The organism is Streptomyces sp. NPDC127117, from assembly GCF_042677325.1.
Classification (GTDB): domain Bacteria; phylum Actinomycetota; class Actinomycetes; order Streptomycetales; family Streptomycetaceae; genus Streptomyces.
Genome location: NZ_JBHXTM010000050.1, coordinates 16,875 through 29,856, shown reverse-complemented (window position 1 = coordinate 29,856; position 12,982 = coordinate 16,875). Strand labels below are relative to the sequence as shown.

Genomic DNA, 12,982 nt, shown 5'->3' with positions numbered 1-12,982 from the left:
TGGAGCGTTCAGCTTCCTCACCGGTCCGTATCCGACAGATCGACATCCGAGGTGACGTAGGCGTGGCTCTTCCGCCCCTTACCCCTGAACAGCGCGCAGCCGCGCTCGAAAAGGCCGCCGCGGCTCGCCGGGAGCGGGCCGAGGTCAAGAATCGACTCAAGCACTCCGGCGCCTCCCTCCACGAGGTCATCAAGCAGGGCCAGGAGAACGACGTCATCGGCAAGATGAAGGTCTCCGCCCTTCTGGAGTCCCTGCCGGGCGTGGGCAAGGTCCGCGCCAAGCAGATCATGGAGCGGCTCGGCATTTCCGAGAGCCGCCGGGTCCGGGGTCTCGGCTCCAACCAGATCGCATCTCTGGAGCGTGAGTTCGGCGGCAGCGCCGCCTGACGTTCTCAGGCACTCCTGAGAACCTGGATAATCGCTCCATGGCTGCAACATCCCGGGGGACGTCCCCCGTACCCCCGGACGTACGTCCGCGGCTGACCGTGCTCTCCGGCCCCTCCGGGGTCGGCAAGAGCACGGTCGTCGCTCATATGCGCAAGGTCCACCCCGAGGTCTGGCTCTCGGTGTCGGCGACGACCCGCAAGCCGCGCCCCGGCGAGCGCAACGGTGTCCACTACTTCTTCGTGGACAACGAGGAGTTCGACAAGCTGATCGCCAACGGCGAGCTGCTGGAGTGGGCCGAATTCGCGGGCAACCGCTACGGCACGCCCCGCCGCGCCGTGCTCGACCGCCTGGAGGCGGGCGAGCCGGTGCTGCTGGAGATCGACCTCCAGGGGGCCCGGCTGGTCCGGCAGTCCATGCCGGACGCACAGCTGGTCTTCCTGGCCCCGCCGAGCTGGGAGGAGCTGGTCCGCCGGCTCACCGGCCGCGGGACCGAGGCGCCCGAGGTGATCGAGCGCCGGCTCGCCGCCGCCACGGTCGAACTGGCCGCCGAGGCCGAATTCGATACGACGCTGGTCAACACCTCCGTCGAGGATGTGGCCCGTGAGCTGCTAGCCTTGATGCTGGAGGTTTCCGGCCACCGTGCCGACAGCGACTGACGAAGTCGCCGAAGCCGGTACGCACGCCACCGCGGATCTCCGCATCGTCAAAGATTTCTTTGATCTTTACCCCCTTCGGAAGGCAGAGAGTGTCCTCTTCCATCACCACGCCCGAGGGCATCATCAACCCGCCGATTGATGAGCTCCTCGAGGCCACCGACTCGAAGTACAGCCTCGTGATCTACGCCGCCAAGCGCGCGCGCCAGATCAACGCGTACTACTCGCAGCTCGGCGAGGGTCTCCTGGAGTACGTCGGTCCGCTCGTCGACACCCACGTGCACGAGAAGCCGCTCTCGATCGCGCTCCGCGAGATCAACGCGGGCCTGCTCACCTCCGAGGCCATCGAGGGCCCCGCGCAGTAAGCAGGAGTTGCACCTTCAGCTCAGGCCCGGCGGCCGCGACCGCCGGGCCTGAGCTGTGTCCGGGGCGACGGCGTCGGACCGGTCGCGGTGAGGCAGCATGGGGGTGTTCGTATCCGAGTGCGGGGAGACGCAGTGGACAAGCCGAAGGTCGTTCTGGGGGTCAGCGGAGGCATCGCCGCGTACAAGGCGTGCGAACTCTTGCGCCGGCTGACCGAGTCCGGTCATGACGTGCGCGTCGTACCGACCGAGTCGTCGCTGCACTTCGTGGGGGCGGCCACCTGGTCCGCGCTGTCCGGCCACCCGGTCTCCACCGAGGTGTGGAACGACGTCCACGAGGTGCCGCACGTCAGGATCGGGCAGGGCGCCGATCTGGTGGTCGTCGCCCCCGCCACCGCCGACCTGCTCGCCAAGGCGGCCCACGGCCTCGCCGACGACCTGCTCACCAACACGCTGCTCACGGCCCGCTGTCCGGTCGTCTTCGCACCCGCCATGCACACCGAGATGTGGGAGCACCCCGCCACTCGGGAGAACGTCGCCACGCTGCGCCGCCGCGGCGCCGTCGTCATCGAGCCCGCCGTCGGCCGGCTGACCGGCGTCGACACCGGCAAGGGGCGGCTGCCCGACCCCGGGGAGATCTTCGAGGTCTGCCGCCGGGCACTGGCCCGCGGGCCCGTCGAACCCGACCTGGCCGGCCGCCATGTGGTGATCAGCGCGGGCGGTACGCGCGAGCCGCTCGACCCGGTGCGCTATCTCGGCAACCGCTCCTCCGGCAAGCAGGGCTACGCCCTTGCCCGCACCGCGGTCGCCCGCGGCGCCCGGGTCACCCTCGTCGAGGCCAACACCGGCCTGCCCGACCCGGCCGGCGCCGACGTCCTGCACGCGGGGACCGCCGTACAGCTCCGCGAGGCCGTGCTGAAGGCCGCCGCGGACGCCGACGTGGTCGTGATGGCGGCGGCGGTAGCCGATTTCCGGCCTGCCGAGTACGCGACGGGGAAGATCAAGAAGAAGGACGGCCAGGAGCCCGCGCCCATCACACTCGTCCGCAATCCCGACATCCTCGCCGAGGTGGCCGGCGAACGCGCCCGGCCGGAGCAGATCGTCGTGGGTTTCGCCGCCGAGACCGACGACGTACTCGCCAACGGCCGGGAGAAGCTCCGCCGCAAGGGCTGTGACCTGCTCGTGGTCAACGAGGTGGGGGAGCGCCGGACCTTCGGCTCGGAGGAGAACGAGGCGGTGGTGCTCGCGGCCGACGGCGGCGAGACCCAGGTGCCCCACGGACCCAAGGAAGCACTCGCCGACACGGTCTGGGATCTCGTGTCGTCACGTCTCCGGTGAAAATCTTGTGACGCGCCCGTAGCCGGGCCGAAACCCTGGGAATACGGGCGTAAATGGCATGGCCCGAGGGGGATCGGCCCGCATCGGAGGGCCGTGCCGCAGGTCACAGAACTCCCAAAGGCCGAGACACGTTGTCCGCCGGACGGATGCGACCGATAAACTGGTCCCGGACCGTGCCGGGCGCAGCTCCCGGCTGTCCGCCAAATGATCAGCCAGCAGCCGCTGCAACCCCAGGGAGCGATGTGTCCCGCCGTCTCTTCACCTCGGAATCCGTCACCGAGGGTCACCCCGACAAGATCGCTGACCAGATCAGCGACACCATTCTCGACGCGCTGCTCCGCGAGGACCCCCGGTCCCGCGTCGCCGTCGAGACCTTGATCACCACCGGTCTGGTGCATGTTGCGGGTGAGGTCACGACCAAGGCCTACGCCGACATCCCGACCCTCGTACGCAACAAGGTCCTGGAGATCGGCTACGACTCCTCGAAGAAGGGCTTCGACGGCGCCTCCTGCGGCGTCTCGGTGTCCATCGGGGCGCAGTCTCCCGACATCGCTCAGGGCGTCGACACCGCGTACGAGAAGCGGGTCGAGGGCGATGAGGACGAGCTCGACAAGCAGGGCGCCGGCGACCAGGGCCTGATGTTCGGCTACGCCTGCGACGAGACGCCCGAGCTCATGCCGCTCCCGATCCACCTCGCGCACCGGCTCTCCCGCCGGCTCTCCGAGGTCCGCAAGAACGGGACCATCCCGTACCTGCGCCCCGACGGCAAGACCCAGGTCACCATCGAGTACGACGGTGACAAGGCCGTCCGTCTCGACACGGTCGTCGTCTCCTCGCAGCACGCCAGCGACATCGACCTCGACTCGCTGCTCGCGCCCGACATCCGCGAGTTCGTCGTCGAGCACGTGCTCGGGCAGCTGATCGAGGACGGCATCAAGCTGGACACCGACGGCTACCGGCTGCTGGTCAACCCGACCGGACGCTTCGAGATCGGCGGCCCGATGGGCGACGCCGGTCTGACCGGCCGCAAGATCATCATCGACACCTACGGCGGCATGGCCCGCCACGGTGGCGGCGCCTTCTCGGGCAAGGACCCGTCGAAGGTGGACCGCTCGGCCGCCTACGCCATGCGCTGGGTCGCCAAGAACGTCGTCGCCGCGGGCCTCGCCGCCCGTTGCGAGGTGCAGGTCGCGTACGCGATCGGCAAGGCCGAGCCGGTCGGTCTGTTCGTCGAGACGTTCGGCACCGCCGCCATCGAAACGGAGAAGATCGAGCACGCCATCGGCGAGGTGTTCGACCTCCGCCCGGCCGCGATCATCCGCGACCTCGATCTGCTCCGCCCGATCTACGCCCAGACCGCGGCCTACGGCCACTTCGGCCGTGAGCTTCCCGACTTCACCTGGGAGCGCACCGACCGCGTGGACGCGCTGCGCGCGGCGGCCGGGCTGTAGGCCGGCCGGCTCTCCGTCCGTACGCCGGGGCCCGGACACCGCACCTGGTGTCCGGGCCCCGGCGCGTCCGGACCCCGGTCCCGCCTCGGCGGGGCCGCTGTCAGTCGTGTCTGGTAGGAATTTGGCTGTGAGCAGCGACAACGAGCGATCCGCGGACCCCGGCGACGGGGCCCCGGAGCAGCTTGCGCTGATCCGGGAGACGGTGCGGAAGGCCAAGGTGCCGCGGGCCAAGCCGCGGACCTGGCGCGGCGCCGCGCTCGCCGAGGAGCTGCCCGTCGCCCGGGTGCTGGTCAACAAGGGCGTGCTCCATCTCGACCAGTTCTTCGACTACGCGGTGCCCGAGGAGCTCGACGCCGAGGCACAGCCCGGCGTGCGGGTGCGGGTGCGGTTCGGGGCCGGAGGGCGCAATGTCCGCGGCGGCCGGCGCGAAGGGGGCGGCCTGATCGACGGCTTCCTCGTCGAGCGGCTCGCCGAGTCGGACTACACGGGCGCCCTCGCGGCGCTCGCCTATGTCGTATCGCCCGAACCGGTGCTGGGGCCAGAGCTGCTCGCGCTCTCGCGGGCCGTCGCCGACCGCTACGCGGGCAGCCTCGCCGATGTGCTCCAGCTCGCCGTCCCGCCCCGCAACGGCCGGGCCGAGTCCAGACCCTCGCCCGAGCCCCTCCCGCCCCCGCCCGTGCCGTCGGCGGGATCCTGGGAGCGGTACGCACAGGGGCCCGCCTTTCTGCGGGCGCTGGCCGAGGGCGGGGCGCCCCGTGCCGTGTGGACCGCGCTGCCCGGACCTCACTGGCCTCAGGAGATCGCCAGGGCCATGGCCGCGACCCTCGCCTCCGGGCGCGGCGCCCTCGTCGTCGTCCCCGACGGCCGGACCGCCGGCCGGGTGGACGCCGCGCTCACCGAGCTGCTCGGCCCGGGACGCCACGCGCTGCTGACCGCCGACTCCGGACCGGAGAAGCGCTACCGGGAGTGGCTCGCCGTGCGGCGCGGCTCGGTGCGGGCGGTCGTCGGGACGAGAGCCGCGATGTTCGCCCCGGTCGCGGACCTCGGCCTGGTCGCCGTCTGGGACGACGGGGACGCCAGCCACAGCGACGACAACGCCCCCTTCCCGCACGTCCGCGAGGTGCTCGAACTGCGGGCCGCGCACGGCCGCTGCGCGTTCCTGCTCGGCGGTACGAACTGCACGGTGGAGGCCGCCCAGCTGGTGGAGAGCGGCTGGGCGCTCCCGCTGCGCGCGGACCGGGAGCAGCTGCGGATCGCGGCGCCCCTGGTCCGTACGGTCGGCGACGGGGAGCTGGCGCGGGACGGTGCCGCGCGGGCCGCCCGGCTGCCCAGCCTGGCCTGGCAGACGGTACGGGACGGGCTGCGCAGCGGCCCCGTCCTGGTCCAGGTGCCGCGCCGGGGATACGCGCCGCGGCTGGCCTGCGAGCGCTGCCGCGAGCCCGCCCGGTGCCGGCACTGCGCGGGGCCGCTGGAGGCACCGGATCAGCAGGATCTGAACTGTGCCTGGTGCGGGCGGGCGGAGACCGCCTGGCACTGCGTCGCCTGCGGATCCAACCGGCTGCGGGCCCGGATCATCGGTGCCCGCCGGACGGCCGAGGAGCTCGGCCGGGCGTTCCCGGCCGTGCCGGTGCGGACGTCGGGCCGTGACCACATCCTCGATTCGGTGCCGGACGCACCCGCGCTGGTCGTCAGCACCCCCGGTGCCGAGCCCGTGGCCGAGGGCGGCTACGCGGCCGCGCTGCTGCTGGACGGATGGGCGATGGTCGGCCGCCCCGACCTGCGGGCCGGCGAGGAGGCGCTGCGCCGCTGGACGGCCGCGGCCTCCCTGGTGCGCGGGCAGCCGGACGGCGGCACGGTGGTGGTCGTCGCCGAGCCGACTCTGCGGCCCGTGCAGGCCCTGGTGCGCTGGGATCCGGTCGGCCACGCCCGCCGTGAGCTGGCGGAGCGGGCCGAGCTGGGCTTTCCCCCGGTGTCCCGGATGGCCGCGGTGACCGGCGAGCCCGAGGCGCTGGCCGCGTTCCTCGCGGCGGCCGAGCTGCCGCCGGAGGCCGAGGTACTGGGCCCGGTCCCGGTGCCGGCCACGGTACCGGGCCGGCCCCGCAGACCCGGGGACGCACCGCAGGGGGAGTCCTGGGAGCGGGTGCTGCTCAGGGTGCCTCCGGGCAGCGGGGCGGCCCTGGCGGCCGCGCTGAAGGCCGCGCAGGCCGCCCGGATGTCCCGGGGCAGCGGCGGGCAGGTCCGGATCAGGGTGGATCCGCCGGACATCGGGTGACGGGGCGGGGTGCTCGGGGCAGCCGGGCCCGGGTTTCCCGGGGCCGAGGGCTCGGCGTGCGGCTGCCCCGCCGGGTGGCGGGCGCGGCGGGGCAGTGGATGGAGTTGGTCAGCCGTTGCGCGGGCCGGGGAAGACGCCGGGGCGCAGGTCGTCGCGCAGCGACGGGCGGTCCGCCGACGGCTGCGGCGGCATGGAGCGCGCGGCAGGCACCACGGGCGGCAGCGCGGACGGGCCGGCGGAGCCCGGCATGGGGCGCGGCACCGCGGTCTCCGCGCCGGATTCGGCCGCCCCGGGCTGGCGGGCGTTGCGGCGTGCGCCGTAGCGGCGATGCACCGCCTGCTTGGTGACCCCGAGCGCGGAGCCCACCGCGTCCCAGGAGAAGCCCAGCGAGCGGTCGAAGTCGACTGCCGCGGTGACCAGGGTCTCGACGCTGTCGCGCAGCTCCTGGGCCAGCCGGACAGTGGGGGCCGGGGCCCTGCCGTAGACGACGAAGCCCGTGGACGGGCCGGAGCGGCGCGGGCGGTAGACGTTGCCCAGTTGGGCGGTGAGCGTGCGCAGCGCGTCCACCTGCCGCCGGACCCGCTCGATGTCCCGCACCAACAGATGCAGACTGGCCCTCGCTTGGGCGTCGTGGGTTGCGTGGTCGGCCATGAAGAAGCCTCTCGAACCGGCGTTGAAAGGGATCGGGCCGCACCGTGGCGGCTCGCTTCGGTCAATCTCTCTTGACCAACGCCTCAGCCGTGGATCTGGTCACGCAGCAGGGGCGCGTGCGCCGTTCAAAGGGGCGCGCGGCCATGCGTACGCCCCCCGGCCGCGGGGCCCATAGACTTGTGCGTTGCTCGTCACCGCACGTTCCGGCCCGAGAGGCAGTCAGCCACCCATGAAGCTCGTCTTCGCAGGCACCCCCGAGGTAGCCGTACCCGCCCTGGACGCCCTGATCGCCTCCGACCGGCACGAAGTGGCCGCCGTGGTGACCCGGCCCGACGCCCCCGCCGGGCGGGGCCGCCGCCTGGTCGCGAGCCCCGTCGCCGAGCGCGCCGAGGAGGCCGGCATCGAGGTGCTCAGGCCCGCCCGGCCGCGCGACGAGGACTTCCTCGCCCGGCTGCGGGAGATCGCCCCGGACTGCTGCCCGGTCGTCGCCTACGGCGCGCTGCTCCCCAAGGAGACGCTCGCCGTGCCCGCCCGGGGCTGGGTCAACCTCCACTTCTCGCTGCTGCCCGCCTGGCGCGGCGCGGCCCCCGTGCAGCACTCGATCATGGCCGGGGACGAGGTGACCGGTGCCTCGACCTTCCTGATCGAGGAGGGGCTCGACTCCGGTCCGGTGTACGGCGTCCTCACCGAGGAAGTGCGTCCCACCGACACCAGCGGCGACCTGCTCACCCGGCTGGCATTCGCCGGTGCGGGGCTGCTCGTCGCCACGATGGACGGCATCGAGGACGGCACCCTGCATGCCGTGCCGCAGCCCGCCGACGGGATCACCCTCGCGCCGAAGATCACGGTCGAGAACGCCCGGATCGACTGGTCCGCTCCCGCCCTGCGGGTCGACCGCGTGGTGCGCGGCTGCACGCCCGCGCCCGGCGCCTGGACGCTGTTCCGGGGGGAGCGGCTGAAGCTGGTCCAGGCGGTGCCCGTGCTGGACCGTGCCGACCTGGCGCCCGGCGAGCTGTCGGCGGCCAAGAACAACGTGTACGTGGGCACCGGATCGCACGCGGTCGAGCTGCTCTGGGTCCAGCCCCAGGGCAAGAAGCCGATGCGGGCCGCCGACTGGGCCCGCGGGGTACGGATCGTCCACGGCGAGCTGCTGGGCAGCTGAGCCGTCGGTGGCCGGGACGGCGACGTAGGCTGGGAGGGTTCGCCCCCTCACCATCAGCGGAGCACCTTTCACGTGAACGACCAGCAGCGTCGCCGTCCCGCCAAGCCGCATCGCCGCCCCAAGAAGGACCCCGTCCGGTTCCTCGCCTTCGAAGCCCTCAGGGCCGTCGACGAACGGGACGCGTACGCCAACCTCGTACTGCCCCCGCTGCTGAAGAAGGCCCGCGCCAAGGGCGACTTCGACAGCCGGGACGCGGCGCTGGCGACCGAGCTGGTCTACGGGACGCTGCGCCGCCAGGGTACGTACGACGCGATCGTCGCGGCCTGCATCGACCGGCCGCTGCGCGAGGTCGACCCGCCGGTCCTCGACGTGATCGACATGGGCGTGCACCAGCTGCTCGGCACCCGCATCCCCACCCACGCGGCGGTCTCCGCCAGCGTGGAGCTGGCCCGGGTGGTGCTCGGCGAGGGCCGGGCGAAGTTCGTCAACGCCGTGCTGCGCAAGGTCTCCGCGGACGACCTCGACGGCTGGGTGGCCAAGGTGGCCCCGTCGTACGAGGAGGACGCCGAGGACCACCTCGCCGTCGTGCACTCGCATCCGCGATGGGTCGTCTCCGCCCTGTGGGACGCGCTGGGCGGCGGCCGCGCCGGGATCGAGGACCTGCTCGAAGCCGACAACGAGCGGCCCGAGGTCACCCTGGTCGCCCGCCCCGGCCGCTCCACCACCGATGAGCTGCTCACCGCGCTCGGCGACGAGAACGGCCTGCCGGGCCGCTGGTCCCCGTACGCCGTACGGATGGCGGAGGGCGGTGAGCCCGGCGCGCTGACCGCCGTCCAGGAGGGCCGGGCCGGGGTCCAGGACGAGGGCAGCCAGCTGGTGGCCGCCGCGCTGGCCGACGCACCCGTGGAGGGCAGCGACAGCCGCTGGCTCGACGGCTGCGCCGGCCCCGGCGGCAAGGCCGCCCTGCTCGCCGCGCTCGCCGCCGGACGGGGCGCTGCCCTGCTCGCCGCCGAGAAGCAGCCGCACCGGGCCCGCCTCGTCGAACGCGCGCTGGCCGGCAACCCCGGCCCGTACCAGGTGATCACCGCCGACGGCACCCGCCCGCCGTGGCAGCCCGGCAGCTTCGACCGGGTCCTCATGGACGTGCCGTGCTCCGGCCTCGGCGCCCTGCGCCGCCGCCCCGAGGCGCGCTGGCGCCGTCGCAAGGAGGACCTGGAGAACTTCGCCCCGCTCCAACGCGGCCTGCTGCGCGAGGCGTTGAAGGCGGTACGGGTCGGCGGCGTCGTCGGCTACGCGACCTGCTCGCCGCACCTCGCGGAGACCCGGGTGGTCGTCGAGGACGTGCTCAAGGGGCGCGGCGGCCACCCCGTCGAGGCCGAGTGGGTGGACGCCCGCCCGCTGATGCCGGGCGTGCCCGCGCTGGGCGACGGCCCCGACGTACAGCTGTGGCCGCATCTGCACGGCACCGACGCGATGTACCTGGCGCTGCTGCGGCGTACCGCCTGACACCTTCGACGGGCCTCGGGGCCCTGCGGCCGTTCCGGACGCTCCGGCGGCCACGGGCCCCGGGAGCGCCCGCCCGGGACCGAAACGCCCGGATCGTGCGGCCGGGGGCCCCGGATCGCACGAACTGTAATGATCCCGTGAGGCTTTGGCCCGCACCGCGGCGGGGAAGTGGCGAGGAACATGGCAGGCTTGGGACATGGCCCAGATCAACCCCAGCATCCTGTCCGCCGACTTCGCCCGTCTCGCCGAGGAGGCGAAGGCCGTCGAAGGCGCCGACTGGCTCCACGTCGATGTGATGGACAACCACTTCGTGCCCAATCTGACCCTCGGCGTGCCGATCGTCGAATCGCTCAGCCGGGCCACGGACACCCCGCTGGACTGCCATCTGATGATCGAGGACCCGGACCGCTGGGCGCCCCAGTACGTCGAGGCCGGCGCCGGTTCGGTCACCTTCCACGCGGAGGCCGCGGCGGCCCCCGTACGGCTGGCGCGGGAGATCCGGGCCAAGGGGGCCCGTGCCTCCATGGCGCTCAAGCCCGCGACGCCCATCGAGCCGTACGAGGACCTGCTCCCCGAGCTGGACATGCTGCTGATCATGACGGTGGAGCCGGGCTTCGGCGGCCAGGCCTTCCTGGACATCATGCTGCCGAAGATCCGCCGCACCCGTGAGCTGATCTCCAAGCACGGCCTCGAACTGTGGCTCCAGGTCGACGGCGGCGTCTCCGCGTCCACCATCGAGCGGTGCGCCGAGGCCGGGGCGGACGTCTTCGTCGCGGGTTCGGCGGTGTACGGGGCGACGGACCCGGCCGAAGCCGTGCGGGCGCTGCGTGCCCAGGCCGACGGAGTCACCGCCTCGGCTGCCTGGGCGTGCGCCCACTGACACCGCAGCCGGCTCCCGCCCGCGATTGCGGGTCCGCCCGGCCAAGGACAGATGAACTCGGTCCGACGGGACCGATCAAGGAACGCCGGATCTGACAGGATGAACGGCGTATCGAGAGTGTGAACAGCAGTGAGGAGATCGCGGTGTCTGCAATGTCGGCGGGCAGGTCCGCCCTGCGGATGGGGCCCGCGGAGCTGGTGCAGGCGGCGGCCATGGCCCGCCGCTTCTACCTCGAGGGCAAGTCGAAGATCCAGATCGCCGAGGAGTTCGGCGTCAGCCGCTTCAAGGTGGCCCGGGTCCTGGAGACGGCCCTTGAGCGTGACCTCGTACGGATCGAGATCCGCGTCCCCGCCGAACTGGACGCGGAGCGCTCCGACGCGCTCCGCGCCCGGTACGGGCTGCGTCACGCGGTCGTCGTCGAGTCCCCGGCCGAGGAGCAGGACGACGCACCGGACCCGGAGAACCTGGGCGAGGTCGCGGCCGATCTCCTCGGCGAACTGGTGAACGAGGGAGATGTGCTCGGGCTGGCCTGGGGCCGGTCCACCATTCACATGGCGGCGGCGCTCGACCGGCTTCCGCCGTGCACGGTCGTGCAGCTCACCGGGGTGTACGACGCGGGGACGGCCGAGCGCGGCTCCGTCGAGGCGGTCCGGCGGGCCGCCCAGGTGTCCGGCGGCGAGGCCCACCCCATCTACGCGCCGATGCTGCTGCCCGACCCGGCGACGGCCGCCGCGCTGCGCCACCAGACCGGGATCGCCCGCGCCTTCGACTACTTCGACAAGGTGACGGTCGCGGCGGTCTCCATCGGCTCCTGGGAGCCCGGCATCTCGACCGTCCACGACATGCTCACCGACGAGGAGCGGGCGCACTACGCCTCGCTCGGTGCCGCGGCGGAGATGTCGGCGCACCTCTTCGACACCGAGGGGCGGCGGGTCGGCCGGGACCTGGGGGAGCGGTGCATCACGGTCGAGGCCGACCGGCTGCGCCGGATCCCCGAAGTGGTGGCGATCGCGGGCGGCCAGCGCAAGGCCGCGGCGATCGGGGCGGTACTGAGGTCCGGGCTGGTCACCAGCCTGGTGACGGACACGGCGGCGGCCGACTATCTGCTCACGGAGTCGGCGGCCCCGCAGCGGCCGGCCCTGGAGCGGGCCGACCCGGACGGCGACTGAGCGCCACCGGGAGGCGGTCGCTGCCGCTCCCGGTGGCGGACACGGAGAACGCCCGGACGACGCACGCGCTGTCCGGGCGTTTCGCTGCCCCGTGGCTCAGTCCCGGACCACGCCCAGGACCGTCGCCTCCAGGTACTCCTCCGGCTCCTCGTACTGACTCACGTCGGCCGGGTTGTAGCGCGGGGTCTGCCGCGACCAGTCGAGGTTGCCGCGCATCCAGCTGCGCATCCCCTCCAGGTACGGCTTGAGCATCCAGGAGAGCTGCGGGTACGCCGTCAGCAGCTCGGCCTCGGCGGCGAGGAAGCGCTCGGTCTCCGTCGCGATCTCCGCGCAGACGTGTTCGAGCGCCTGCCGCTGTCCGTAGCCGCGATGGTGCCGGACCAGGTGGACGAGATTGTGGATCTCGCCGAGCACCTGCTCCTTCTCGTACGAGTACACGTCATTGGCCCAGCACACGACGTTGCACGAGGCTTCCAGGGCGGTGATGAACCGGGAGTCGTTGTGGATCGACTCGGGAGCCTCGATCCCGGCCACGATCTCTATCAGGTCCATGCAGACATGTATCGCCCCGGTGTGGCGCCGCTTGGCGATATAGGTCTCCTCGGACGGCACCACGCCGGCGGCCCGGTTGCCCGCCTCCCAGGTGGTGGCCGTCGTGAGGTAAGTGGTGAGGTGCCAGCCGAACCGGGTGCGCCAGTGCGGGGCCGCGGTCGGCGTCGTCCGCTCCCACAGATCGGCCAGGGCGACCACGGCGGCGGGGAGCCGCCCGTCCGGCAGCGGGGCCGGAGCCTTGCCCTCGATGACGGTCCGCATCAGCTCGACGACGTCCCGTACCCGCTCCGGACTGCGGCCCAGATGGCCGTCGTCGAGCTGGTCGTCGACGAGAAACAGCCAGACGAACCAGTCCGCGACGAGGTCGAGATTCTTGCTGTCGGCGGTCGGGTACACCATGCCGACGAACGAACCGAAGTCCGCCTGCGTGAAGCGGTCCCTGGCCGAATCGCGGTGCACCAGACCGGTGTTGCGGGTCCACTCGTCGAGATGGTCCCGGGTGTGTCCGACGTGCGGGTTGGTGAGCTGGGGGAACGGGCAGTAGATGTCCGGCAGTTCGCTCTCCACGGGTGGGTCGTGATCCTCTCCGGTCGTACGGGT

At 72.7% G+C, this 12,982-nt stretch carries 12 protein-coding genes; 10 read left to right on the top strand and 2 right to left on the bottom strand.

Features of this window, described 5'->3' with window-relative positions:
• The first annotated feature begins 62 nt into the window (after window positions 1-62).
• The 6 genes from ACFVH0_RS32100 (at window position 63) to ACFVH0_RS32075 (ending at window position 6,462) form a co-directional block, all read left to right on the top strand.
• Complete coding sequence (locus ACFVH0_RS32100) at window positions 63-386, top strand: integration host factor (RefSeq protein WP_014157387.1); 324 nt, start codon at window positions 63-65, stop codon at window positions 384-386.
• Window positions 387-424: 38 nt separating this feature from the next.
• Entirely contained in the window at window positions 425-1,042 is a 618-nt protein-coding gene (gmk, locus tag ACFVH0_RS32095; protein WP_385825977.1) for a guanylate kinase, read from the top strand.
• Between the two features lie 89 nt (window positions 1,043-1,131).
• Window positions 1,132-1,404, top strand: coding sequence for a DNA-directed RNA polymerase subunit omega (gene rpoZ / locus ACFVH0_RS32090; protein WP_003970369.1), 273 nt, complete (start codon window positions 1,132-1,134; stop codon window positions 1,402-1,404).
• 132 nt (window positions 1,405-1,536) lie between these two features.
• A complete protein-coding gene (gene coaBC, locus ACFVH0_RS32085; protein WP_385825975.1) occupies window positions 1,537-2,739 on the top strand; it encodes a bifunctional phosphopantothenoylcysteine decarboxylase/phosphopantothenate--cysteine ligase CoaBC in 1,203 nt (400 codons plus the stop codon).
• 242 nt (window positions 2,740-2,981) lie between these two features.
• On the top strand, window positions 2,982-4,190 hold the full coding sequence (metK, locus tag ACFVH0_RS32080) for a methionine adenosyltransferase (protein ID WP_385825973.1): 1,209 nt from the start codon (window positions 2,982-2,984) through the stop codon (window positions 4,188-4,190).
• 127 nt (window positions 4,191-4,317) lie between these two features.
• Window positions 4,318-6,462 carry a primosomal protein N' gene (locus tag ACFVH0_RS32075; protein WP_385825971.1) on the top strand — a complete coding sequence of 715 codons (2,145 nt, stop codon included), beginning with the start codon at window positions 4,318-4,320 and terminating at the stop codon, window positions 6,460-6,462.
• 108 nt (window positions 6,463-6,570) lie between these two features.
• Here the strand turns inward: ACFVH0_RS32075 and ACFVH0_RS32070 are convergent, their stop codons facing one another.
• Window positions 6,571-7,113 carry a hypothetical protein gene (locus tag ACFVH0_RS32070; RefSeq protein WP_385825970.1) on the bottom strand — a complete coding sequence of 181 codons (543 nt, stop codon included), beginning with the start codon at window positions 7,111-7,113 and terminating at the stop codon, window positions 6,571-6,573.
• 229 nt (window positions 7,114-7,342) lie between these two features.
• Between ACFVH0_RS32070 and fmt the strand changes: the two genes are divergently transcribed.
• The 4 genes from fmt (at window position 7,343) to ACFVH0_RS32050 (ending at window position 11,830) form a co-directional block, all read left to right on the top strand.
• A complete protein-coding gene (fmt, locus tag ACFVH0_RS32065; protein ID WP_385825968.1) occupies window positions 7,343-8,275 on the top strand; it encodes a methionyl-tRNA formyltransferase in 933 nt (310 codons plus the stop codon).
• A 72-nt stretch (window positions 8,276-8,347) separates the two neighbouring features.
• The gene (locus ACFVH0_RS32060; RefSeq protein ID WP_385825966.1) at window positions 8,348-9,781 is read left to right on the top strand and encodes an RsmB/NOP family class I SAM-dependent RNA methyltransferase; all 1,434 of its coding nucleotides are present in this window, start codon (window positions 8,348-8,350) and stop codon (window positions 9,779-9,781) included.
• A gap of 196 nt (window positions 9,782-9,977) precedes the next feature.
• The gene (gene rpe, locus ACFVH0_RS32055) at window positions 9,978-10,661 is read left to right on the top strand and encodes a ribulose-phosphate 3-epimerase (protein WP_385825964.1); all 684 of its coding nucleotides are present in this window, start codon (window positions 9,978-9,980) and stop codon (window positions 10,659-10,661) included.
• Between the two features lie 152 nt (window positions 10,662-10,813).
• Entirely contained in the window at window positions 10,814-11,830 is a 1,017-nt protein-coding gene (locus tag ACFVH0_RS32050) for a sugar-binding transcriptional regulator (RefSeq protein WP_385826021.1), read from the top strand.
• Between the two features lie 96 nt (window positions 11,831-11,926).
• Here ACFVH0_RS32050 and ACFVH0_RS32045 read toward each other — a convergent pair whose 3' ends face one another.
• Window positions 11,927-12,949, bottom strand: a complete 1,023-nt coding sequence (locus ACFVH0_RS32045) for a terpene cyclase (RefSeq protein WP_385825962.1) — start codon at window positions 12,947-12,949, stop codon at window positions 11,927-11,929.
• Window positions 12,950-12,982 lie beyond the last annotated feature (33 nt).

What these genes read in the sequence shown, in the direction of transcription:
- fmt (WP_385825968.1), top strand. Translation starts at nt 7,343, where the DNA reads ATGAAGCTCGTCTTCGCAGGCACCCCCGAGGTAGCCGTACCCGCCCTG.
- ACFVH0_RS32050 (WP_385826021.1), top strand. Translation starts at nt 10,814, where the DNA reads ATGTCGGCGGGCAGGTCCGCCCTGCGGATGGGGCCCGCGGAGCTGGTG.
- rpe (WP_385825964.1), top strand. Translation starts at nt 9,978, where the DNA reads ATGGCCCAGATCAACCCCAGCATCCTGTCCGCCGACTTCGCCCGTCTC.
- gmk (WP_385825977.1), top strand. Translation starts at nt 425, where the DNA reads ATGGCTGCAACATCCCGGGGGACGTCCCCCGTACCCCCGGACGTACGT.
- ACFVH0_RS32070 (WP_385825970.1), bottom strand. Translation starts at nt 7,113, where the DNA reads ATGGCCGACCACGCAACCCACGACGCCCAAGCGAGGGCCAGTCTGCAT.